At 72.9% G+C, this 23,016-nt stretch carries 19 protein-coding genes and 1 pseudogene; 9 read left to right on the top strand and 11 right to left on the bottom strand.

Annotated features, from left to right (window positions below):
* Window positions 1-20: 20 nt before the first annotated feature.
* From OG594_RS19095 to OG594_RS19065, 7 genes and pseudogenes are all read right to left on the bottom strand, one after another.
* Complete coding sequence (locus OG594_RS19095; protein ID WP_266600469.1) at window positions 21-926, bottom strand: fumarylacetoacetate hydrolase family protein; 906 nt, start codon at window positions 924-926, stop codon at window positions 21-23.
* Window positions 927-966: 40 nt separating this feature from the next.
* Window positions 967-2,079 (bottom strand): cupin domain-containing protein, encoded by a 1,113-nt coding sequence (locus tag OG594_RS19090; protein ID WP_266600468.1) that lies wholly within the window; start codon window positions 2,077-2,079, stop codon window positions 967-969.
* Complete coding sequence (locus tag OG594_RS19085; protein WP_266600466.1) at window positions 2,076-3,125, bottom strand: carbon-nitrogen hydrolase family protein; 1,050 nt, start codon at window positions 3,123-3,125, stop codon at window positions 2,076-2,078. The genes OG594_RS19090 and OG594_RS19085 overlap by 4 nt, the downstream gene beginning before the upstream one ends.
* A 20-nt stretch (window positions 3,126-3,145) precedes the next feature.
* Window positions 3,146-5,449 carry an FAD-dependent monooxygenase gene (locus OG594_RS19080; protein ID WP_266600464.1) on the bottom strand — a complete coding sequence of 768 codons (2,304 nt, stop codon included), beginning with the start codon at window positions 5,447-5,449 and terminating at the stop codon, window positions 3,146-3,148.
* Window positions 5,431-6,021, bottom strand: a complete 591-nt coding sequence (locus tag OG594_RS19075) for an acyl-CoA thioesterase (protein ID WP_353962635.1) — start codon at window positions 6,019-6,021, stop codon at window positions 5,431-5,433. Before OG594_RS19075 ends, OG594_RS19080 begins: the two co-directional genes overlap by 19 nt.
* A pseudogene (locus OG594_RS19070) lies at window positions 6,013-7,623 on the bottom strand (AMP-binding protein); the annotation flags it as partial. The pseudogene OG594_RS19070 and the gene OG594_RS19075, both read right to left, overlap by 9 nt.
* Before the next feature lie 114 nt (window positions 7,624-7,737).
* A complete protein-coding gene (locus OG594_RS19065) occupies window positions 7,738-8,247 on the bottom strand; it encodes an ATP-binding protein (protein WP_266600462.1) in 510 nt (169 codons plus the stop codon).
* Window positions 8,248-8,458: 211 nt separating this feature from the next.
* On the opposite strand from OG594_RS19065, the gene OG594_RS19060 reads away from it, so the two are divergent.
* The 3 genes from OG594_RS19060 (at window position 8,459) to OG594_RS19050 (ending at window position 10,772) form a co-directional block, all read left to right on the top strand.
* On the top strand, window positions 8,459-9,427 hold the full coding sequence (locus OG594_RS19060) for an alpha/beta hydrolase (protein ID WP_266600460.1): 969 nt from the start codon (window positions 8,459-8,461) through the stop codon (window positions 9,425-9,427).
* 135 nt (window positions 9,428-9,562) lie between these two features.
* Window positions 9,563-10,324: a phosphatase PAP2 family protein gene (locus OG594_RS19055; RefSeq protein ID WP_266600458.1), complete on the top strand. Its 762-nt coding sequence runs from the start codon at window positions 9,563-9,565 to the stop codon at window positions 10,322-10,324.
* A gap of 133 nt (window positions 10,325-10,457) precedes the next feature.
* A complete protein-coding gene (locus tag OG594_RS19050; protein WP_266600456.1) occupies window positions 10,458-10,772 on the top strand; it encodes a hypothetical protein in 315 nt (104 codons plus the stop codon).
* A 43-nt stretch (window positions 10,773-10,815) separates the two neighbouring features.
* Here the strand turns inward: OG594_RS19050 and OG594_RS19045 are convergent, their stop codons facing one another.
* Window positions 10,816-11,592: a MerR family transcriptional regulator gene (locus OG594_RS19045; RefSeq protein WP_266600454.1), complete on the bottom strand. Its 777-nt coding sequence runs from the start codon at window positions 11,590-11,592 to the stop codon at window positions 10,816-10,818.
* 233 nt (window positions 11,593-11,825) lie between these two features.
* Between OG594_RS19045 and OG594_RS19040 the strand changes: the two genes are divergently transcribed.
* Window positions 11,826-13,058 (top strand): serine hydrolase, encoded by a 1,233-nt coding sequence (locus OG594_RS19040; RefSeq protein ID WP_266600452.1) that lies wholly within the window; start codon window positions 11,826-11,828, stop codon window positions 13,056-13,058.
* A 38-nt stretch (window positions 13,059-13,096) separates the two neighbouring features.
* On the opposite strand, the gene OG594_RS19035 is transcribed toward OG594_RS19040, so the two are convergent.
* The 3 genes from OG594_RS19035 to OG594_RS19025 all read right to left on the bottom strand — a co-directional run bounded on the left by OG594_RS19035 (window position 13,097) and on the right by OG594_RS19025 (window position 16,657).
* Window positions 13,097-14,104 (bottom strand): LacI family DNA-binding transcriptional regulator, encoded by a 1,008-nt coding sequence (locus OG594_RS19035; protein ID WP_266600450.1) that lies wholly within the window; start codon window positions 14,102-14,104, stop codon window positions 13,097-13,099.
* A gap of 106 nt (window positions 14,105-14,210) precedes the next feature.
* The gene (locus tag OG594_RS19030) at window positions 14,211-15,794 is read right to left on the bottom strand and encodes a carboxylesterase/lipase family protein (protein WP_266600448.1); all 1,584 of its coding nucleotides are present in this window, start codon (window positions 15,792-15,794) and stop codon (window positions 14,211-14,213) included.
* 113 nt (window positions 15,795-15,907) lie between these two features.
* Window positions 15,908-16,657, bottom strand: a complete 750-nt coding sequence (locus OG594_RS19025; RefSeq protein ID WP_266600446.1) for a phosphatase PAP2 family protein — start codon at window positions 16,655-16,657, stop codon at window positions 15,908-15,910.
* 619 nt (window positions 16,658-17,276) lie between these two features.
* Here OG594_RS19025 and OG594_RS19020 point away from each other — a divergent pair.
* From OG594_RS19020 to OG594_RS19000, 5 genes are all read left to right on the top strand, one after another.
* Window positions 17,277-18,530, top strand: a complete 1,254-nt coding sequence (locus tag OG594_RS19020) for an MFS transporter (RefSeq protein WP_266600444.1) — start codon at window positions 17,277-17,279, stop codon at window positions 18,528-18,530.
* A 114-nt stretch (window positions 18,531-18,644) separates the two neighbouring features.
* Window positions 18,645-19,550, top strand: a complete 906-nt coding sequence (surE, locus tag OG594_RS19015; RefSeq protein ID WP_266600442.1) for a 5'/3'-nucleotidase SurE — start codon at window positions 18,645-18,647, stop codon at window positions 19,548-19,550.
* Window positions 19,551-19,688: 138 nt separating this feature from the next.
* Window positions 19,689-21,305, top strand: coding sequence for a carboxylesterase/lipase family protein (locus tag OG594_RS19010; RefSeq protein ID WP_266600439.1), 1,617 nt, complete (start codon window positions 19,689-19,691; stop codon window positions 21,303-21,305).
* 121 nt (window positions 21,306-21,426) lie between these two features.
* Window positions 21,427-21,747, top strand: coding sequence for a hypothetical protein (locus OG594_RS19005; protein WP_266600437.1), 321 nt, complete (start codon window positions 21,427-21,429; stop codon window positions 21,745-21,747).
* A gap of 897 nt (window positions 21,748-22,644) precedes the next feature.
* Window positions 22,645-23,016, top strand: a complete 372-nt coding sequence (locus OG594_RS19000; protein ID WP_266600436.1) for a VOC family protein — start codon at window positions 22,645-22,647, stop codon at window positions 23,014-23,016.

The following is a 23,016-nucleotide window of genomic DNA, read 5'->3' as shown; positions in this document are numbered from 1 at the left end:
CTCCTTCTTGCCCGGGCGGGTCAGCGGGCGTCGACGACGGGGTTGGTCAGGGTGCCGATGCCTTCGACCGTGGCCTCGACGGTGTCACCGGGGCGCAGGAACTCGGGCGGGACCATGCCTGCGCCCACGCCGGACGGTGAGCCCGTCGCGATGACGTCGCCGGGCTCCAGGGTCATGCCGGAGCTGATGTCGGCGATGAGGCGGGCGATGGGGAAGAGCATGTGCCGGGTGTTCGACTTCTGCTTGGTGACGCCGTTGACGCGCAGCGAGAGGTCGAGGGCCATCGGGTCGGGGATCGCGTCGCGGGTGACGACCACCGGGCCGAAGGGGGCGTAGGAGTCCTGGCCCTTGGAGAAGAACCACTGTCCGGAGCGGCGCTGGTCGCGGGCGCTGATGTCGTTGACGATGCTGAAGCCGAAGATGTGCTCGTACGCGTCCTCCTCGCTCACCCGGAAGGCGGTGCGGCCGATGACCACGGCGAGTTCGCACTCCCAGTCCAGCTGGGTGGTCAGGTCGGCGTTGTGCAGGATCGGCGCTCCGGGGCCGGTGACGGCGGTGGCGGGCTTGCCGAAGAGGACGGGGCGCGGCGGCAGGTCCTTGTCGGTGTCGAGACTGCGGCTGGACTCCTCGACGTGCTCGATGTAGTTGAGTCCGACGCCGATGATCTTGCCGGGTCGCAGGGGGGCCCGCAGGGACACGGCCCCGATCCGGTGGACGGCCTCGGCGGGCCAGGCGGCGGGTCCGGCGGCCAGCAGTCCGCGCGCGGCCTCCTGGGCGCCGGCGCCGGCCCGGATGAACGACAGCAGGTCCGGGGGCAGTTGCGCGCCGGCCCGCCGGGCCAGGGTGGTGAGGTCCACGACGAGGTCGTCGACCTGGGCGCCGAGACGCACCGAAGCATCGTCGAGGGTGTAGCTGACCAATCGCATGGGGGCTCCTTGCGTATGAGGGGGTGCGGGGCGGAGCGGTTCAGGTGGTGGGCTGGTGGCCGCCGTTGTCGGCGTACGCCTCTTCCCGGTGGAAGCCGAGCGAGCGCATGACGGGGAAGTCGTTGAAGGAGAAGAGGCAGGCGTCCTCGGCCGGGTCGAGGTTGTGGTGCTCGTGCCAGGCCCAGGACGGGACGCAGAAGATGTCGCCCTGCTTCCACTCGAAGCGCTGTCCGGCGATCACCGAAACGCCGTGGCCCTTGGCCGCCGTGTAGATCACCGAGCCGGTGTGGCGGTGGGCGAGGGTGGCCTGGCCGGGGCGCAGCAGCTGCATGTGGGCGCCCATGGTCGGCATGACCGGGCCACCCGTCACCGGGTTGGTGTACTCGGCGATGACCCCGTCGTACGGGGAGCCCTCGGTCGCCTTCGCGAGGCCCCGCAGGGCTTCGTACGTGGGCTCCCAGGGATAGGCGAGCAGCGGCGAGTAGGGCCGGGTCCACTTCTCCGCCCCGTAGGGCAGCAGGTTCGCCGCGTAGGTCAGGACCGAGGAGTTGATGACCTTTCCGGGGGTCTGGTACAGCTCGGGGTGGACCTCGTAGAACCCGGCGTCCAGGGCGTTGACCAGGGGGATGTCGAGTCCGTCCTGCCAGATGACGGGGGCGTCGTCGGCGTCGTTGCCGTGCTCGTGCCAGGTGCCGTTGGGGGTGATGGCGAAGTCGCGGGGGCCCACCTTCAGCTTCTGGCCGTCGACGATCGTCCAGGCCCCGGTGCCCTCGTGGACGAAGCGCAGGGCCGCCGCCTGATGGCGGTGTGCGGTCATGGCCTCGCCGGGACCGATGATCTGGAGCCCGGTGTAGAGGAGTCCGGCGGCGGCGCTGACCTCCTTGCGGCCCGGGTTGACGAGCATGACGACCCGGCGGCCGGCGTCGTCGCCCTTGACGAGGCCGAGGGCCTTGTGGACCAGGGGGCGCAGGTCGGCGTAGCGCCACAGCACGGGCACGGACCGGGGCTGCGGGTACCAGGGCTCGATGTCGTTGGCGACGGTCCACAGGGCGCCCGCGTCGAGGGTGCCGAGCTCCTCGTAGTACGCGGTGAGCTCGGGGGTGTCGAAGACCCGGGCACGGCCGAGCACGGTGTCGTCCTGCTCGATGGTCATACGTCCTCCTCGGGAGCGGCGGGAGCAGCGGGAGCAGCGGGAGCGGTGAACGCCTCGGTCGGCGCGGCGGCAGCAGCGGGCGCGGTGAAGGTGACCGGCGGCCTCGGGCGGTTGTCCACTTCGAGGCGGAAGACGTCGAAGCGGTTGTAGTGGCCGACGATGTCGTGCATCTGCTTGGGCTGGATGCACCGGGCGAGGTCGATCTCGCCGTAGACGATGCCCTCGTCGTCGACGAGGGGCTCGGTGACCGGTCGGCCGTCGGGGCCGAAGATCCCGGACAGGGCGCTGCGGGGGCGGGTGAACTGCTTCCGCAGCTCCTCGTCGTCCCCGGCGACGGCGTCCACGATCTCCGGGGAGACGGTGGAGCAGGCGACGACGGAGAAGACCTTGCCCTCGAAGCTGTGGGCGGCGGTGCGGACGGCGATCGCGTCGGCCATGTCGTAGTCGGCGGGGGCGACGGGCAGGGCGATGTAGCAGGAGGCGTGGACGAGTTCGCCCTGCGCGAGGAGGGCGAAACGGGCCAGGGTGTTGGTGTTCTCGCCGCAGGCCAGCGCGCCGAGCGGGCCGACCGGGGTGTCGTGGACGACCAGCGAGCTGCCGTCGCCGCCGGTCCAGGTGAGCTTCTCGGCCCAGGTCGGCACCAGCTTGCGGTGCACGCCGAGGAGTTCGCCGTCGGGTCCGATGGTGAGCAGGGTGTTGTAGAGGACGCCGAGGCTGTGCGCGGCCCGCTCGTTGACCCCGATGACGAGGACGACGCCGTGCCGGCGGGCCGCCGCGCGCAGGGTGTCGACGTGCGGGCCGGGGACGTCGACGGAGGCGCGCTGGAGCCGCTCGAACCAGGGGGAGCCCTGGACCGGGTTCATCGTCCAGTTCCAGTAGGGGTAGCCGGGGACGAACGCCTCCGGGAAGACGACGAGTTCGGCGCCGCCCGCCGCGGCCTCGGCGATCAGGGCGACGGCCTTGTCGACGGTGGCGGCGGGATCGAGGTAGACGGGCGCGGCCTGGACGGCCGCTGCCGTGAAGCGGGGCGGGTGGTCCCTGTCCATGGGCGGGGGTACCTCCGGGCTCAAGGGTGGGCGGGAACGGCTGTGCGGGGCAGCCAGCGGCGGTGGACGGACTCGGCGGGCTGCCGCAGGAGTTCGAGGCGCGGCGGGATCCGGTCGGTGCGCGCCGACGGGAGCCGCCCGCTGCCCGCCCGCCAGGCGCGGGCCCAGGGCGCTGCCGGGCCCTGGTAGCCCTGGGCGGCCGCGGCGTGCAGGGTCCAGAGCGGGTCGTGGAGCTGGGCACGGCCGACGCCGCACAGGTCCGCCCGGCCGGCCAGGATGATCGAGTTCACGTCGTCGTAGGTGGAGATCGCGCCGACGGCGATGGTGGGGACCCCGGTGGCGTTGCGGATGAGGTCGGCGTACGGGGTCTGGTAGCTGCGGCCGTAGCGGGGACGCTCGTGCGCGACGACCTCGCCGGTGGAGACGTCGATGGCGTCGGCGCCCGCCTCGGCGAGCGCGCCCGCGATCCGGACGGCGTCGGCCTCGGTGGTGCCGCCCTCGGCCCAGTCCGCGGCGGAGATCCGCACGAGGAGGGCCTTGCCGGCCGGCCACGCCTCCCGTACGGCGCGCAGCACCTCGAGGGGGAGCCGCAGCCTTCCGGCCAGATCGCCGCCGTACGCGTCGGTGCGCAGGTTGGTCAGCGGGGACAGGAAGCCCGACAGCAGGTGTCCGTGCCCGTACTGGAGTTCCAGCGCGTCGAAGCCCGCCCGGTCGGCCCGCCGGGCCGCGGCCACGAAGTCCCGTACGAGCGCGTCCATGTCGGCCCGGTCGGCCTCGCGCGGCACCGGGCTCCGCTCGTCCCAGGGCAGTGCCGAGGCGGCGACCGGCCGCCCGCCGCCGTGGGTGGCCGCGCGACGTCCGGCGTGGGTCAGTTGGATGCCGAGGCAGGTGTCGCTCTGGCCGTGGACGAAGTCGGTGAGGCTCCGCCAGGCCGCCTCCTGTTCGTCGTTCCACAGGCCGGGGCAGCCGGGGGTGGCCCGGCCGTCGGCGCTGACGGCCGTCATTCCGGCGAGGACCAGCCCGGCACCGCCGACGGCCTGCGTGCTGAGGTGGACGAGGTCGAAGTCGCCGGGGACCCCGTCGCGCGCGGTGTGCAGGGCGGTGGGCGGTACGACGACCCGGTTGCGCAGCAGCAGGCCGCCCAGCGGGTAGGGGCGGAACATCGGCGGCACGGCCGAGGAGCGGTTGACCGCGGTGGTGAAGCCCTCGTCGCGCACGCGCAGCTTGTCGTAGGTGACGCGGCGGCTGCGGGTGAGGAGGTTGAAGGCGAACTGGTGCGGGTCCTGGCCGGTGTACCGGTCGATGTGCTCGAACCATTCCAGGCTGGCCTGGGCCGCGCGCTGGGTGGATTCCACGACCGGCCTGCGCTCCTGCTCGTACGCGGCGAGGGCGGTCGGCACGTCGGGGTGCTCGTGCAGGCTGGCCGCGAGCACGAGGGCGTCCTCCATGGCGAGCTTGGTGCCGGAGCCGATGGAGAAGTGCGCGGTGTGGGCGGCGTCGCCGAGCAGGACGACGTTCTCGTGCCGCCAGGTCCTGTTGCGGACGGTGGTGAAGCGCAGCCACTTGGAGTTGTTGGGGATCAGGCGGTGGCCGTCGAGGTGGCCCGCGAGGAGTTCCTCGCAGCGCCGGATGCTGTCCTCGTCGCTGGTGCCGGGCGGATGGTCGCGGTCGGCGAACTCCTCGAAGCCGGCGCGCCGCCACGCGTCCTGCGCCATCTCCACGATGAAGGTGGAGCGGGTGGCGTCGTAGGGGTAGGCGTGCACCTGGAGGGTGCCGAAGTCGTGCTCGTCGACGATGAAGGTGAAGGCCTCGAAGACCTTGTCCGTGCCGAGCCACATGTAGCGGCCGGACCGCTCGTCGAGGTCGGGGGCGAAGGTGTCGGCGTAGGCGGCGCGGGTGGCCGACCGAACGCCGTCGCACGCCACCACCAGGTCGTAGTCGGCGGCGAGTTCGGCAGCGGGCGGGGACTGGGTGCGGTAGCGGACGTCCACCGCCAGGTCGGCGCAGCGCTGCTGGAGGATGCGCAGGAGGTGCTGCCGGCCGAGGGCGGCGAAGCCGTGGCCGCCCGAGGTCAGGGTGCTCCCCCGGTGGCGGACGTCGATGTCGGTCCAGCGGGCGAACTCGGCCGACATCGCCTCGTAGACCTCGCGGTCGGCCTGGGCGATGCCGTCGAGCGTCTCGTCGGAGAAGACGACCCCGAAGCCGAAGGTGTCGTCGGGGGCGTTGCGTTCCCAGACGGTGACCTCCCAGTGCGGGGAGAGCTGTTTGGTGAGGGCCGCGAAGTACAGTCCGCCGGGCCCTCCTCCTATGACTGCGACGCGCACGGCGTGCCTCCTGCTGATGGTGCGGTGGTGAGTAGTTCCGGTTGCTGCGGTCCCGCCGTGCCGAGCAGGTCCCGTACCTCGGCGGGCCAGGGGGTCGCCCCGGTGGCGTGGGCGGCCGAGTGGGCGATGACCATGCGGCCCCTGGCCGCCTCGCCGCCCTGCGCGCCCCGTACGGTGAAGGCGTAGTGCAGGGAGGCCGTGCCGACCTTGGTGACCTTGAGTTCGGTGCGCACGGCGTCCCCGAACCAGAGGCGGGCCCGGTAGTCGGCCTCGAAGTGGACCCGGGGCGTGCTGCCGAACAGGTGCGAGAGGCCCAGGCGCTGGAGCAGGACGGCCTCGGCCGCCTCGACCCAGCGCACGACGGTGGAGTGGTGGTAGTGGCCGGCGGCATCAGTGTCGGTCCACTCGACGCGGCGTTCGACGACGACGCCGGCCGGCTCGACGGGCGCGGGAGCAGGGGCTGCCTCGGGGGCGGCGTCGGGGCCGGGGATGGCTTCGGCGCCGGGGGCCGCTTCGGGGCCGGGGGCGGCTTCGGGGCCGGGGGCGGCTTCGGTGCGGGCGCGTTCGCGCAGTTCACCGCGCCGGAGCTTACCGGTGCCGGTGCGCGGGAGCGCGGTGACGAACTCGACGGCGCGCGGGTACTTGTACGGGGCGATGGTCTGTTTGACGTGGGTCTGGAGCTCGCGGACGGTCGCCCCGTCGGCCGGGACACCGGCGCCCAGGACGACGTACGCCTTCACGAGCATGCCGCGCCGGGCGTCCGGGGCCCCGACCACCGCGCACTCCTCGACGTACGGGTGCGTGACGAGGGCCTTCTCGACCTCGGGGCCCGCGATGTTGTAGCCGGAGGAGACGATCATGTCGTCGCTGCGGGCGACGTACCAGAAGTAGCCCTCGGCGTCGCGGACGTAGGTGTCCCCGGTGATGTTCCAGCCGTTCCTGACGTACGAGGCCTGGCGCGGGTCCTCCAGGTAGCGGCATCCGGTGGGACCGGTGACCGCGAGGAGGCCGGGTCGTCCGTCGGGGACGGGGTCGCCGTTCTCGTCGACCACCGCGGCGCGGTAACCCGGAACGGGACGGCCGGTGGAACCGGGGCGGATGTCCTCGTCGGCCGCGGAGATGAAGACGTGCAGCATCTCGGTGGCGCCGATGCCGTCGATGATGCGCAGGCCCGTGGCGGCATGGAACTCGTGCCACACCGCGGCCGGGAGCGGTTCGCCGGCGGACACGCAGCGGCGCAGCCCGGCCAGTCGGTCCACCGCCCCCGCCTCCATGATCGCGCGGTAGGCCGTGGGCGCGGTGAACAGCACGGTCACGCCGTGCTCCGCCACGAGTTCGGCCAGCTGTAGCGGAGCCGCCTGTTCGATCAGCAGGGTCGCGGCCCCGGCGTGGAGGGGGAAGACCACCAGCCCGCCGAGCCCGAAGGTGAAGGCGAGCGGCGGTGTGCCGGTGAACACGTCGTCCGGGCGGGGTTTGAGGACGTGCCGCGAGAACGTATCGGCGTTGGCCAGGACGTCACGGTGGAAGTGCAGGGTCGCCTTCGGCCGACCGGTCGTACCGGAGGTGAAGGCGATCAGCGCCACGTCGTCCGCGGCCGTGACCACGGTGGTGAACCGGCCGTCCTTGGCGGCGCAGCGCGCGGCCAGGTCGTCCGGCCCGGGACCCCCGTAGGTGAGGACCGGCGGGCCGGGCGGACCGGGGCGGCGGCCCGGGTCGAGCTCGTCGGCGTAGCGGTGGTCGCACAGGGCGAGCGAGGGCCGGCTGATGTCGGTGAGCTCGGCGAGTTCTCCGGCGCGCAGCATCGGCATGGTGGTGACGGCGACCCCACCGGCTTTCAGGACGCCGAACCAGGCGGCGACGAGCCAGGGGTTGTTGGGGCCGCGCAGCAGGACGCGGTTGCCGGTCCGGAGGCCGAAGTCCTCGGTGAGGACCTGGGCGACCTGGTTGGCGCGGTGCTGCAGTTCGCCGTAGGTCCAGCGCTCGGTCGGGGTGAGCAGACAGGGGCGGTCGGGGCCGTGCCGCTCGACGGCGTCGTCGAGCAGGCGCTGGGCACAGTTGAGACGGTCCGGGTACTCCAACTCCGGTAGTTCGAAGTGGAGTTCGGGCCAGAGGAGGAAGGGCGGAAGCCGATCACGACAGAAGGAATCGGCGTATGCGGAAGGGGAGAGCTCCATGGGGCGGCACCTCGATCAGGGAGCAGCGGGGAGATGGGTGCACCGTATGTTGAATATTTGGCGACCGTCAACACATCGCTATACGAGAGCAGCCTCCAGGCACCCTGCCGCGACTCAGAGGACGGGGATGCGGACCCGGACCGCCTTGCCGAACTCCTGGGACACGACGAAGAGTTCGCCGCCCAGTTCGGCCGTCAGCAGCTGCACCATCAGCAGCCCGCGCCCGTCCTCGGACTCCGGGTCGACCTCCGTACGGGGCGCGGGCAGCCGCGGCAGCGCGGAGCCCCGGTCGGCGACCTCCAGTCGGAGCCAGCCGCCCCCCTCCGCGACGGCGACCCGCATCCGCCCCGCGACGCCCGCGTGCCGGACGACGTTCCCGACGAGTTCACTGACGACCACCGACAGGGCGTCCAGCACGTCGACGGGGACCCGCCAGCCGTCGAGGACGGCCCGCACCCGGGACCTGACCTGCGGAACGCTCGCGGCGACGGGGTCGGAAACCCAGTGGACGAAGCTTCGGGCCGCGGGGACCGCAGAGGGGTCGGCGATGGTGAGCATGACGTGCTCCCGGAGGGGGAAGGCGGCGGCGCCACTGCGGTAGCTCGTGTAACTGATCCCAAACATGGATCGTTTCTGGGCTTGTGGTCAGCGGAAACGCGTCGCTAGAGTCCTTGATTACACGTGTAACACGCTACGCCTCCCCCGGTGACTCGCGCAAGCATTCCGGACAAACGACGCGAAGCCTGCGTCCGTCCCACCGGCCAGAGAGCCACCGCTCCACCGGGACTCCGCTCCACCGCGCCACCGGGACACCGCCGAATTTGGAAGGGCCGCAATGACGCAATCTCCTCCCGTTCCTCCCGCCGAGATCGACATCGCCGACATGACCTGGCCGCCCCCGCCGTACCGGTCCCCCGTACCGCCCGTGACGGGCGCGGACGGCGTCCGCCGCTTCGACGGGATCACCTACGCGACCACGCCCGGCTACCGCCCCCGGCTGCTCGACGTCCAGGTGCCCGCCGGCGAGGGCCCGTTCCCGGCGGTCGTCTGGATCCACGGCGGCGGCTGGCTGGACGGCGACCGCCGCTACCCGCCGCCGACCGTCCCCGCCGACCTGCTGCACGGGGCGGTACGGGCGGCCGGCCTCGCACTCGTCTCCATCGACTACCGGCACAGCCTCGAAGCGCCCTTCCCGGCCCAGCTGCACGACGTGAAGGCCGCGATCCGCTACGTCCGCGCGTTCGCCGGTGACCTCGGCATCGACCCGGACCGCATCGGCGTCTGGGGCGAGTCGGCGGGCGGTCACCTGGCCGCCCTCGCCGGCCTCGTCGGCCCCCACAGCCCGCAGGGCGCGGCGCTGGAAGGCGCGGAAGGCGTCGGCTCCGGCGAGACCGGGGTGCGTGCCGTCGTCGACTGGTACGGCGTCGCCGACCTCGTCACCCTGGCCGAGCACCCCCTGCCGCCCATGCCGACGATGCCCGGTACGGAGTTCCCCGATCCCTACGAGGCCCTGCTCGGTGCCACCGTCGCCGAGCGGCCGGACCTGGCGCGGGCCGCGAGCCCAGTGACGTACGCGGACGGCTCCAATCCACCGCCGTTCCTGCTCGTGCACGGGACGCACGACGGCCTGGTCCCGTACAGCCAGAGCGAGGCCCTCGCCGCGGCCCTCGAGAGCGCCGGGGGCGAGGTCACCCTGCAGCCCGTGGAGGGCGCCGACCACATCTTCCTCGGCTCCTCCGACATCCCCGCCATCGTCGAGGGGGGCGTGGCCTTCCTGGCCCGGCACCTCGGCACGCGGGTCTGACGGCGCCGGTCCCGCACCCCTGTTCCGCCGCGGGGGCGCGGCCACGGCCGCGCCCCCGCGTTCCCTCCGCGTTCCTCCGCGTTCCCGTCACAGCGCACCCGGCCGCGGGCCCCGCCGCGGTCACGAGAGGCAGCCATGTCCGGCAACCCGACCACCACCACCCCGTACGGCAGACCCGCCGGACCGCATCGATCCGGTGGGCCCGGCCGGCGCGCCGGGGCCGGGGCGTCGCGCCGCCGCGGCGTCCTCGGCGCGGGCCTCCTGCTCCTGGGGGCCGCCGTACTGCCGGCCCTCGTCGTCCGCGCCGACACCGTGGATCCGCCCTTCCAGGAGCTGGACGACCGGTGGCTGATATGGATGGGCGGCCCCCACGAAGGGCCGTACCGGGCCGCCGCGGCGGCCCTGGACCTGTTCGGCGGGCCGCTCGGGGCGCTGCTGCCGCTCTCCCTGCTGATCCTGCTGCTCGTGCGCAGGCGCTGGGTCTCGGCCGGCTTCCTGCTCGCGGCCGCCCTCGGCGGCAACATGCTGGTCGTCCAGGGCCTCAAGCACCTGGTGGACCGGCCGCGCCCGGCCGACCCGCTGGTCCGCGTCGACCACGGCTCCTTCCCGTCCGGCCACGCGGCCACGGCGGCGCTCCTGGTCGTCGTCCTCGGGGTCCTGCTGGTCCCGGCCGCCCGGCGGCGGGCGTGGTGGATCGGGGGTGCGGCCTTCACGCTGGCGATGATGTGGAGCCGTACCTGGCTGCACGCGCACTGGCTCAGCGACACGGTGGCCGGGGCCGCGGCGGGCGCGGGGGTGGGACTGGTGGCGTGGTGGCTGTTCGGTCCGGCGCTCGCCCGGGAACGTGCCCGCGCCCACGACCGCCGGGGGGCGGCCGCGGGCGCGGGTACCGCCTGAGCGAGCGGGTCCTCCGGTCCGCGCACCGGCCGGGCCGGTTCCGGTCCCCGTGGCCGGGGACCCCTGCCGAGGGCGCGGAGGAGGCACGGTCGATGCTGTGACGGCCGTGCCCCGACGAGCAGCTCGGACCACGATGACCGACCACCTGCAGGCCGTGTTCGACATGGTGGGCCCGGGGCCCGACCGGCCCGGCGATCCTGACGCCTGGCTTCGTCTGGAGCAGGAGATCGGACGCGAACTCCCCGCGGACCACAAGTCGATCATCGACGCCCACGCCCCTGTCCTGCTCCACGGGCACCTCTACCTGACGTCCCGGGCGGACCTGGGCGGGACGATCCGGGAGGACGCGGAAACCTGGAACGAGTGGCGTGCCGGGGAGTCCGAGGCCCTGGCGCCGGACGCGGGACGACCGGCCCGCGAGACGTACGGCCCGGAACGCGGCAAGTGAGACGTCGCGCCGCCCGATCGAGGCCGGGTCGCCCGGACGGCCGTCACTGGTACGGGACGTCGATGCCGGCGGCGCGCAGGTTCGTCTCGACCAGTGCGTTCAGTCGGGCGATGGCCGGCGCCCGGTCCTCGCGGTGGTGGTTGACCAGTCCGTACCGGGAGGCGGTGTCGGACCGGCCCCGGGACGCCGTCGGCATCGTCAGGAGCGCCCGGTCGGCCAGCAGCTTGTCGGTCAGCAGCGACGCCAGTTCCTCGATGCGCGGGTCGTCGGGGTCCCAAGACGCCGCATCCGCCCCGCGTCGGGTCAGCTCCACGTGCTCCGGGTCGTCGAGCGAGCGGTGGAGCCGGGTCAGGAAGCCGTCGAAGACCTCCGGTACGAGTGCCCGGGCCAGCACCAGGGCTTCTCGTTGCGAGGCCACGTAGTCGGGTCCGAAGCCGAGCTCGGCGAGTCGGTCCAGGACCGCGCGGGCCCGGTCGGGCAGCAGGACGCGGTCACCGTCGGTGAGTCGGTGCAGCGTGTCCCGGCGTGCGATCAGGTCCTCGATCCGTTCGTCGAGCCGGCGACGGACGTCGTCCAGGGCCGCGGCGAACCTCTCGGGATCGGCGTCGAGGAGGTCGGCTATCTCGGCCAGCGGCACGCCGGCCGAGGCCAGGGTCCGGACCTGGACCAGCCGGAGCAGGTCGGCCGATCGGTAGCGCCGGTAGCCGGAGCCGTCGCGGTCCGGCTCGGCGACCAGGCCGAGCCGGTGGTAGTGCCGCACGGTCTTGATCGTGACGTCGACGAACGCCGCCGCCTGACCGATCGTGAGCCCGTCTGTCATCGGCTCAGCACACCTCCTGGTCGTGGGGGTTCCGGGTGATCGCGCGGGGGGCGATCACCGGGGCGAGGGTAGCCCGCACCGACCCTTGTCCGCGACGGGTGTTGACCTTGACCTCGGGTCAGGGTGCAGGGTCGACGCACGGCCACCTCGAAGGGGTCGTGGAGCCGCCGGGGCTGCCCTCGGGGCTGGCCCGGGCTGCCCCCGGGGATCCGACACCGTGGACAAGGGGAACCATGAGACGAACGAGCGACAGCGGACTGTCCGAAGCAGGGCTGCGCAGAGTGCGCAAGGTGCTGGCGCGGCACGTCGAGTCCCAGCGGATCCCCGGGCTCGTCGCCCTGGTCAGCCACGGCGGCCGGACGTGCGTCGAAGCGATCGGGACGATGCGCCACGACGGTGGCGCGCCGATGCGCCGGGACACGATCTTCCGGATGGCCTCCACGTCCAAGCCGGTCACGATGGCGGCGGCGATGGTCCTGCTCGACGAGTGCCGACTGCGGCTGGACGAACCGGTGGACCCCTGGTTGCCCGAACTCGCCGACCGGAGGGTGCTGAAGCGGCCCGACGGCCCGCTCGAGGACACCGTTCCGGCCCGTCGGCCGATCACCGTACGGGATCTGCTGACCTCCACGTTCGGGCTCGGAGTGGACTTCGCGTTGATGGACTCCCCGATCCGGGCCGCGGCCTTCGAGCGTCTCGACTACAGCGTGGCGTCCGGGCCGGCGCCCGGGCCGGACGAGTGGATGCGCCGCCTCGGCGAGCTGCCGCTGTCGTACCAGCCCGGCGAGCGATGGCAGTACGACCTCAGCAACGAGGTGGTCGGCGTACTGGTCGCCAGGGTCACGGGCCGGCCGTTGGAGGCGTTCCTGCGCGAACGCGTCCTCGACCCGCTGGGGATGGCGGACACCGGCTTCCACGTGCCCGCCGACCGGATCGACCGGCTACCGCCCCTGTACGGGCCCGATCCGCAGACCGGAGAGTTCCTTGTGTGGGACGAGGCGGCGGGCGGAAGGTCCAGCCGGCCCCCGGCGTTCCAGGGCGCCGGCGGCGGGCTGGTCTCCACCGTCGACGACTACCACGCCTACTTCAGGATGCTGCTGAACCACGGCGTACACGACGGCGAACGGATCCTGTCCCAGGCCGCCGTCGAGCTGATGACCACCAACCGCCTCACGTCCGGGCAGCAGGCCGCCCGGGACGCCATGTACGCGAACGTCGCCCACATGACGGTGGGGCAGGGACTGCACGGCGGCTGGGGCTTCGGAATGGCGGTACGCACCCACCGCAACGGCTACGCGCCCATCGGCCAGTTCGGCTGGGACGGCGGTACCGGCACCACCGCCCACGCCGATCCGGAGCATCGGCTCACCGGAATCCTGCTCACCCCGGTCGGGATGTCCACCCCGGATTCGTCGCGGCTCATGCACGACTTCTGGACCACCCTCTACCAGGCCGTGGAGGACTGACGGAGGCCACCAGGTCAGGAGGTCAGCAGGCCAGGCGGTCAGGACGTCAGGCGGTGGACCAGGACCGGCTTCACCGCCGGCACCGGCGCCGCCGTTCCGGTCTCGATCAGTTCGTGCACCGCGTCCGCGATCTGCGCGGCCGACGGCATGTCCAGCCGGACCGTGGTGAGCGCGGGCTGCTGGAGCGTCGAGAGGACCAGGTCGTCACAGCCGACCAGGGCGACCTCGTCCGGCACGGTGATGCCCTCGGCCTGCAGAGCGTGCAGCAGCAGGGCGGCGTACTCGTCGTTGTAGGTGAAGGCGGCGTCCAGACCGAGGCTCCGCCAGCGCCGGGCGAGCGCGCTCGCGGACTCCCGGGTGTAGGACAGTTCCAGCGGAGTAACGGTGGCCAGGTGCCGCGCAGCCACCGACTCGGCGCCCGCGAGGCGGGGCTCGGCGAGGGTGCCGAGGCCGCGTTCCTGGGGCATGACCACGCCGATCCGGGTGCGACCGCGGGCGATGAGGTGCTCGGCCGCGGTGGCACCGATCCGGGTGTGGTCAAAGCCGACGGTGTACACCCCCTCGACGGGACGGGACGCGAAGGCCAGCAGGCCGCGCACCCCCGCGCGGACCAGTACCTCGGCCGCCTGGGCGGTGAAGCGGTCGCCGTCCAGGGCGACGACGGCCGCGGGGCGCAGTTCGGCCCAGGCCCGGGCGGCGTCGAGGGGGTCGGCGAAGCGGCCCGCGTGCAGGACGGCCGTGTAGCCGAAGCGGTCGAGTTCGCTGTGCAGGTCGTCGACCCAGTCGCTGACGAGGCGGCCGATCGCGGAGATCGACGAGGGCATCAGGACGAGGTTGCTGCGGCCGGCGCGCAGGGACCGGGCGGCCGCGTGCGGTACGTAGCCGAGCTGCTTGGCCGCATCGAGCACCCGGGCACGGGTACCGGCGCTGACCCGGTGACCCTGGGTGTCGTTCAGGACGAAGGAGACCGTGGCGCGCGACACCCCGGCGAGGCGGGCCACGTCGGCGCTGGTGATGGATGCGGGGACGTGGGTGTCTCTGGTCATCGTCCCTCGACGCTCCTTCTGCTCGGATCGAGCATCCGTTCGAGGACCGGTCCGACTTGAGCACCGGTTTCGCTCGGGTGACTCCTTCCTTCTCAGGTTACACGAGTTAAATCAAGGGGGCGGGGGTGTGCAGGAGCCTGGAGGCTCCCGCGAGATCGGCGAGGGCGGTCACGACCGAGTCGAAGCGCATCGTCGTGCGGGTGCGCGTGTCGTACGGCCGCCACTGCGGCAGGTCGGGATGGTTGGGGTCGCCGGTGCGGACGAAGGCGATCCAGGCACGGTGCATGGCGTACGCGAGGCCGTCGCGGACGGCGGGGGCGAGGCCGGCCAGGAAGGGCGCGTGCGACCACTGGTCGAAGTTGTCGAAGACGAAGGGGAGTTCGAGGCAGTGCGCGGCGCCGAGACGGCCCTCGTAGGCGGGGGTCGGCAGGTCGAACTGGTAGGCCCATACGGGCCTGCCCGTCTCGGCGCGCGCCTCGGCCAGCCGCACCGCCGGCACCCGGAAGAGCTCGTCCGTGATGAGGTCCATCAGGACGTCGACGGGACGGGCTCCGGGCCGGGCCCGCTCGTACGCCGCGTACACGCCCGCCGCGGCTTCGCTCCCGAAGGTGTCCGCGATCCGGTCGGTCACCTGCTCCCGGGTGGCGGCGGCGTACCCCTCGTCGAGGGCGAAGCCGAAGTTGGCCTCCTCCCGCGTCCAGCCGATCATGACGTCGACGCCGACCGCGGCCCCGCTCAGCAGGGCCTCGGCGGGGTGGCCGCAGAGGGTGACTCCGTCGATCACGGGCAGGAACGGCGTCGGCCAGTACCCCCACCGCATGGTCTGCCCGAACAGCCCGGCGCCCGCTCCGATCAGCTCGGGCCAGGGCAGCTCGCGCAGCTCCGCCAGGTCCTTGGCTCCGGCCAGCTCCAAGTAGGCCGCGGTGCGCTCCAGGTACGCCTCCGGGCCGGGGAGGTCCAGGCCGAAGGGCGGGCTCTGCAGGATCACCCGCCGGATCAGGCCCTCGGCCTGCGGGTGACCGGCGAGGGCGGCGGTGGACACCGCGCCGCCGGATTGCCCGGCGACCGTGATGCGGTCCGGATCTCCGCCGAAGGAGGCGATGTTCTCCTTCACCCAGCGCAGGGCGGCGAGTTGGTCGGTGAGCCAGAAGTTGCCGCCTTCACCCGCCTCGCCACGTCCACCCGCCTCGCCACGTTCACCCGCCCCACCGCCTTCCCCGTCACCGGGGTAGAGGTAACCCAGCGGTCCGATGCGGTAGTTGATGCTCACCACGACGAGGTCACCGTCACGCGCGAAGGTCGCGCCCGAGTAACCGGGCAGCGAGCCGGAGCCGGACACGAAGCCCCCGCCGTGGATCCACATCAGGACCGGGCGCCGGGCGTCGTCGACGGCGGGCGTCCAGAGGTTCAGGGTCAGGCAGTCCTCGTCGAAGGGGGGCACCCCGTGCCCGCCGAGCACCGGGTCACCCCCCTCCACGTACATCTGCGGCGCGCTCGGGCCGTCGACGGCGGCGTCCCACGTGCCGCTCCAGCCGGCGTGCGGCTGCGCGGGTCTCCAGCGCAGGTCACCGACCGGCGGGGCGGCGTAGGGCACGGCCCGGAAGACCGTGACCCCACCCTCGTTCGCGCCGCGCAGGCGGCCTGCGGGCAGGTCCACCACCGTCCGGTCCCGGCCTGGGGGGTGAGGCATGAGCCGTTCCTTCCTCGCTGCCGCGCGCGGGGTGCGCGCTGCCGATCGAGAGTATGGCGCAATTTTGTCGAACGTCAACGCTGCTCAATAATTTGAGCTCCGGGGCGCACGCCTCACAGCCACAGGCTGTTCGAGGCCATCCGTTCGGACTCCGTCTCCAGCAGCGGAGCGAAGGCCCGCCACAGGACGAGACAGGTCCCGACGCCGACGAGGGCGCCGGCGACGGTGTCGCTGAGCCACTGGGCGTGGAGCCAGGTGCGGCTGCCCATCATGGCGAGGACGTACGAGGCTCCGAACGCCCACCACCAGCGTCGCGCGCGCGGCGGGAACAGCACCACCGCAACGGAGACCACCAGCGTCACCGCGCTGAACACCTGCCCGGAGGGGTACGAGCCGTCGCTCACCAGCACCCACGGGTGCGGCGGACGCGGCCGGTCCGCCACCTGCTTGAGGGGCAGGAGCACGACGAGGTTGGCAACGACGGTGACGGTGAAGACGAACAGCCCCGAGCGCCAGCGCCCGTAGACGCACAGGCAGCCGATCACCAGCAGCGGCAGGACCGTACCGAGCGGGCCGCCGAGCCGGTCGAGGACGGTGGCGAGGCCACCGAGGCCGTCACCGCCGGCGCCGGAGGACCCCGCAGTGGCGGAGTCGTTGACCGAGGCCGCCCAGCGGTCGTCGAGCCCCTGGAAGAAGGGCCGCCGGTCCAGCCGGAGCAGCAGCCCGGCCAGCAGCGCGAGGGCCAGGAGGGCGATGCCGAGGCCGAACGCATGACGCGGCGGGGCCGCCGGAAGGTGGTGCCGGGGCGGACGGACCGGCAGGGGCGGCCGGGACGGCGGCGGGGAGGAGGGCGAGGGGAGCATGGCGGGCCTTTCGCGGTCGTCTCCCCAGGCGGTGGGGGCACGCGGAGAGCAGGCACGGGACGGTGGAACGCAAGGGCGGACGCCGGGAGCGCCGTAGGGGAACACCTTCGGGACACGACTTCGGGACACGACTTCGGGGGCGACCGGAAGCCACGGGAACGCGGCGGCAGGCGCAGGGCCCCGGTGGCGCCGGGGGCGGGGGCAGCGCAGGGGGCGGGCGGGAAGCCCATCGGCGACGGGATCGTCGCGGTGCGGCACGGAGTATTGCCGATGCGTCACGACCGCCACAAGAGCAAGAGGACTTCTTGACACATCTGCCGCACCGGGCTGCTGCGACAGCTGGTTACACGTGACGTCACGCCGCCCCTCCCCCAGGGTCACGATCTGCACAACGACCCGCCGCGGGGCCTGGCGAAGCCTGGGAATGGGTGCTACACAGTGTCCACCGCACTTGGTGACACGTGTAACAACATCACGTTACGAACGTCGTCCGCCACCGCACGCCCCGACGGCGACGCCGTCCCGCGCCCGTTCACGGGCCGCCCCCTCTCGCACGCTCCCCTCTCGCACGCTCCCCTCTCGCACGCCACCTCCCCGCTCCGTCCCCCGAGGAGTCGTCATGGCCACGCCCGAAGTCGTCGAACCGTCCGTACCACCGACCGGGGAGCCCGCTCCCCGGCGTGGTCTCCTGTTCCTCCTGCTGGTCGCCAACTCGGCGATGATGGCGCTCTACATGGGCGTCGGCTCCGTCCTGCTACCCACCCAGGTCGCGGCGATCGCCCCCGACGACAAGGTCGCCGTACTCGGCCTGATCGGCGGCGTCAGCGCGGTCTTCGCCACCGCCTTCAACCCCATCGCCGGCGCCCTCTCCGATCGCAGCGGGCGCCGCAACCCGTGGATCGTGGGCGGTGGCCTGGCCTCGCTCGTCCTCCTCGCCCTCCTCGGCAGCGTGCGCACGGCGCTGCTCGTCGGCATCGGATGGTGCCTGATCCAGGCGACGATGAACGTCTACCAGGCAGCGGTCACCGCGATCGTGCCCGACCGGATCCCCGCGGCCCGCCGCGGCACCGCGTCCGCACTGGTCGGACTCGGCCTGCCGATCGGCGGTACGGTCGGCGTGCTCATCGCCTCCCGGACCGCGGACCAGCTGCGCACCGGCTACCTCGTCCTCGGTGCCGTCGTCGCCGGGTCCGCCCTGCTGCTCAGCGCCTTCTGCCGGGACGTCCCGCGCACCGGGCCCGCCGCCGCGACGCCCGCCCGGCCCAAGGGCGCCCAACTGGCCGCCTTCCTCTCAGCCCTGGCCAACCACGACTTCCGGTGGGCCTTCATCGGCCGGGCCCTGATGGTCCTCGGCTACTTCTCCGTCGTCGGCTACCAGCTGTACATCCTGGGCGACCACATCACGCTGCCCGACGGACTGACCCCGCCCGCCGCCATGGCCGTCCTCACCCCGGTGTCGATGGTCGCGATGGCCGTCTCCACCGTGGTGGGCGGTCTGTTGTCCGACCGCTGGAACCGCCGCAAGGTGTTCGTCGGCGTATCGGCGGCCCTCGCCGGGCTCGTCATGGTGGTCCCCGTGATCAGCCCGACCTGGACCGGCATGCTCGTCTTCAGCGCGCTCAACGGTCTCGCCTTCGGCTGTTTCATGGCGGTCGACACCGCGCTCGTCACCCTGGTCCTCCCGCGGGCCGAGGACGCCGCCCGCGACATGGGCGTCCTCAACATCGCGAACGCCGGGCCGCAGATCATCGCCCCGTTCGTCGCCTCGGCCGTCGTCACCGGCCTGGGCGGCTACACCCCGCTCTTCCTCGTCGGCGGGGCCCTCTCGCTGGTCGGCGCGCTCGCCATCCTCCCGATCCGCAGCGTGCGCTGACCCCTTGCCGGGCCCGCCCGTCCGCAAGCTCCGGCGGGCGCACGCCGAGGGTCGTGCGCCCGCCGGTCCCCACCCCTGCTCACCCTCGCCCCCCTCCCCTCCCAAGGAGCACCTGTGAGACGCAAGCGAGTTCTGCCGCTGGCCGCGCTGCTGCTGTGCACGCCGGCCCTGGCCGGCACGGCCCCGGCGGTCGCCGCGCCGCAGACCGCGCCCGCCGGCCCGTTGCGGATCCTGCTCACGAACGACGACGGCTACGACGCCCCGGGCATCCGCAAGGCCTTCGAGCGGCTGACCGCCGCCGGGCACGACGTCACGATCGTCGCCCCGCTCACCAACCAGAGCGGCACCGGCACGAAGATGATGAGCGCCCCGACGATCACCGTGAAGCACCCCGAGCCCAAGGTCTGGGCCGTCGACGGCACCCCGGGCGACTCCGTCGCCTTCGGGCTGGCCGAGGTGTTCGCGGGCGACGCCCCCGACCTGGTCGTCTCCGGTACCAACTTCGGCCCGAACGTCGCCGGCCTCGCCACCCACTCCGGTACGGTCGGCGGCGCCGTCGCCGCGCTGGAGCACGGCGTACCGGCCATCGCGCTGAGCACCGGGGGCGTCAGCGCGCCCGACCCGGTCACCACGGTCAACGCGATGGGGCCGACGCTCGACTTCGCCGTCAAGCTGATCGACCGACTGCGGACGCGGGCCCGGTCCGGGCCGCTGCTGCCCGAGGGCGTCGGCCTGAACGTCAACCACCCGGTGGTCGGCGCGGACGGCAAGGGAACGGCCGCGGGTGTGTCCCCGACCTTCCAGGATCCGCAGACCCTGCTCGAACCGGACTTCACCGACGCGGGCGACGGCACCTGGAAGATGACCGTCAAGGTCGACCTGCGGCCCGCCGCCAAGGGCAGTGACGTCGAGGCCGTGACCGCGGGCCGGATCGCCGTCAGCCCGATGAACGCCGACTGGAACACCGGGCCGGCCGACCGGGCCGTGACCTCAGCACTGATCGCCGGGCTGCGCCCCTGACGGTCCCGGCCGGGGCGGAGCCCGCACCCCGCTCCCGCCCCGGCCGGATCGCCCCGATCCACCCCGATCCACCCCGATCCACCCCGGCACGACATCGGCTCGGCTTCGGCACGCACCGGCAACATTCCAGGAGGACGGATGAAGAGGCCCGGGACACGGCTGCCTTCGGCAAGGTCCCTGCTCGGTACCGCACTCGCCCTAATGGCACTGCTCGCCTCCGCACCACCCGCGGGGTCGACCCCGTCCGGCGGATCACCGCACCCGGTGGTCACCGTCGCGCAGGGCACCCTGCGCGGCCAGTCCCAGGGCGGCGCGCAGGAGTTCCTCGGCGTCCCCTACGCCGCTCCCCCGGTCGGGGACGCACGGCTGCGAACCCCCGCGCCCGCGCCCCGCTGGCACGGGGTCCGGGAGGCCACCCGGCAGTCCCCGGCGTGCCTGCAGTTCTCGCCGTTCGGCCTGAGCGATCCGGCGGCCGTCAGCGAGGACTGCCTGTACCTGGACGTGTACCGGCCCCGGACCGCCCGCCCCGGAGCCCGGCTCCCGGTGATCTTCTGGATGCACGGGGGTGCGTACAGCCAAGGAACGGGCACCCAGTTCGGCGGGCGGACGACGGCCGACCTCACCGGGAGCGTGGTGGTCAGCATCAACTACCGGCTGGGGCAGCTCGGCTATCTCGCGCTGCCCGAACTCGGCCGGGAGAACGCCCTGCGCTCCGGATCCTTCGGGCTGTTGGACCAGATCGCGGCGCTGCGCTGGACCCGGGAGAACATCGGCGCGTTCGGCGGGGATCCGGGCAGCGTGACGATCTCCGGACAGTCGGCGGGCAGCGGTTCCGTCTGTGCGCTGCTGGCCGCCCCGTCGGCCGCCGGCCTGTTCCACCGGGCCGTGCTGCAGAGCGGTCCGTGCACGCTGCTGGGCACTCCGGACAGCGCGGACGCCGAGGGACAGTCGCGGTCCTTCGCCGCACGGGCGGGCTGCACCGCTTCCGCCGAGGTGGCCGCGTGCCTGCGCGCCGCCTCCGGAGCGGCGCTGGTGGAGGCGGCCCGTACGCTGCCCTCGCGGGGTCCGGCCTCCGGCGACGGGCTGCTGCCGGTCGCTCCCGCGCAGGCCATCGGGAGCGGTGCGTGGAACAAGGTGCCGGTGCTGATCGGGAGCACCCGCTCCGAGGCCCGCTTCTTCGTCGCCCTGACGCAGCCGTACCTGACCGCCGAGCAGTACACGGCGCAGATCCTGGCGGATCACGGGGCGGCCGGGCCCGAGGTGCTCGCACGGTACCCGGTCGCGAAGTACGGTTCGCCGTACCTGGCGCTGTCCGCCGTCATGACGGACTCGACCTTCGCGTGCCACACCGCGTGGACGGCGCAACTGTTCGCAGCCCAAGTGCCGACGTACGTCTACGAGTTCGACGACCCGCGGTCGCCGACGCTCGCGGGCGCGCAGGTACCGGGCCTGGACGAGTCGAACGCGCACAGTGCGGAGCTGGCCTATCTGCACGACTTCACGAGGGGCGAGCGCCCGCTGACGCCGGTGCAGGTCGCGCTCGGGAACCGGATGAAGCGCTACTGGGCGGCGTTCGCCCGCTTCGGTGCGCCCGTGGTGGCGGGCCAGACCCCGTGGCCGCCGACCGGTGCCGGAGCCGGAGCCGGAGCCGCCACGGTGCTCACCCTCGACCCGGCGGCGACGCGGACGAGCACCACGTTCGGGGCGGAGCACGGTTGCGCGTTCTGGCGGACCCAGCCTCCCCGGCCGCTCTGACACCGTGCCGGGGGGGTGGGAGCGGCGCTTCTTCGGTGAACGGGCCCGCTTCCTCCTCGCGGCCGGGCCGCCGCCGGACTCTGCTTGCCGGTGAACAACAGGGCCTGACAAGCTTCGCGGCATGGAGTCCCGCGAGAGTCCCGAGAAGAGCCCTCTGCTCCTGGTGGACGTCTGCCCTGGTCTCGTCGGCGAGGTAGCAGCCTTGCTGAGGGACTCACGTCCTGGAGACCCGATCGCGGACTCGATCTCGGGCCTGCCCTTTCACGGGATCTGCCGCAACTACGTATTGACGGCTCCGGAGGGGACGCCATCGCCGTGGGTCATCGCACTGGAGCGTGAGGCGGAGACGGTGTTCCTGCTGGGTGTTGATCCGTCTCAGTCCGTTGTCACTTGGGTTGATGTACTGGACGGACGAGATCCGCCGCCCGCCGTTCCCCTGTGATGGTGGGCTGGGCGACTGTACGCGCCTCGCCGGTGGCGAGGACGCGCCCGACGTCGTAGCGGGTGGCGGGCCGCCGGTTCTACGAGCCGAGCGGTTCGCCGGGGCCGGCGCGGGTGGGGTTCGGTTCACCGGAAGCGGCGTAGGAGCGCCTGCCAGCAGCGTCGACGTCGTCCGTGGCGGCGCCGGTGCCTGACCACCACGGCCGGACGGGCCCGTTCGCCCCACCGGTGGGTAGCTCCTCGACCGTCAGGCGGATCGCGGTGCCCGCGGTGATCGGCAGCGGGCCCGCATCGTCGAGCCGCGCGGCCCGGGGGGCAGCCGGGGACGGGCAGGTCCCACGCCTGCGCGGTCGCTGCCCCGTACCGGTCGGTGTGGGTGACGGTGACCGCGGTGGCCCCACCCCACGGGGCCGGGTCGCCGAAGACGAACGCGCCGCCGTGCTCGGGCGGGCGCGCCGTGCGGCGGGCAGATCCACGGCGGAGCCGGCCCAGCACCTCGGCGGGAAGATCCCTCAGGAGATGGGCGATGCGGGGCGCGTCGTAGCCGGCATCGAGGACGACCAAGATGTTCGCGGCACCCAGCCGGGCGACGTCAATCCGACCGAGGTTGATCCCGAAGTGCAACGCCCTGTGTCCGCGCCGATGTTCGGGAGCGACCGCCAGGTCCACGAGAGTGCGGACCGGACCATCGGTGCATACGTCCCGTTGAACCTCGCACTCGACCAGACCCACGATCCCCGCCTCCGTGCCGCAGCGACCCCGCCCACAGGATCTGGCTCCGGCCCGTGGCAGGTCCGTTCGATGACCAGACGTCAAACGGCGAGCTCGGCTTGCTCTTTGACCTTCGGCCGGGCCCCTGCCGTTTGGCCGCTCGCGAGCCAGTGGCAGAGTGAGCCGCATGATCGGACGCCTGTACACCGTTGTCATCGACTGCCCGGACCCGGATGAACTCGCCGGTTTCTACGAGAAGCTGCTGTCGCTCTCACGGCAGGCCGACACCGGCGAGTTCGTCGTGCTCCAGGACGCGGCGGGCACCCCAGTGGTCCTCTTCCAGCGGGTGGAGGGCTTTCGCGCGCCGCGGTGGACGGATCCCGCGCGTCCTCAGCAAATGCACATCGACGTGATGGTCACGGACCTCGACATAGCTGAGGCCCAGGTACTCGCCCTCGGCGCGAAGCTGCTGGATGGTTCGGACAAGCCGATCGGATACCGCGTCTACGAGGACCCCGTCGGCCATCCCTTCTGCCTGATCACTCCCGAGGGAGCCTGA

It is taken from the genome of Streptomyces sp. NBC_01214 (assembly GCF_026340975.1).
Classification (GTDB): Bacteria; Actinomycetota; Actinomycetes; order Streptomycetales; family Streptomycetaceae; genus Streptomyces.
This window is presented reverse-complemented; position numbering and strand designations above follow the sequence as displayed.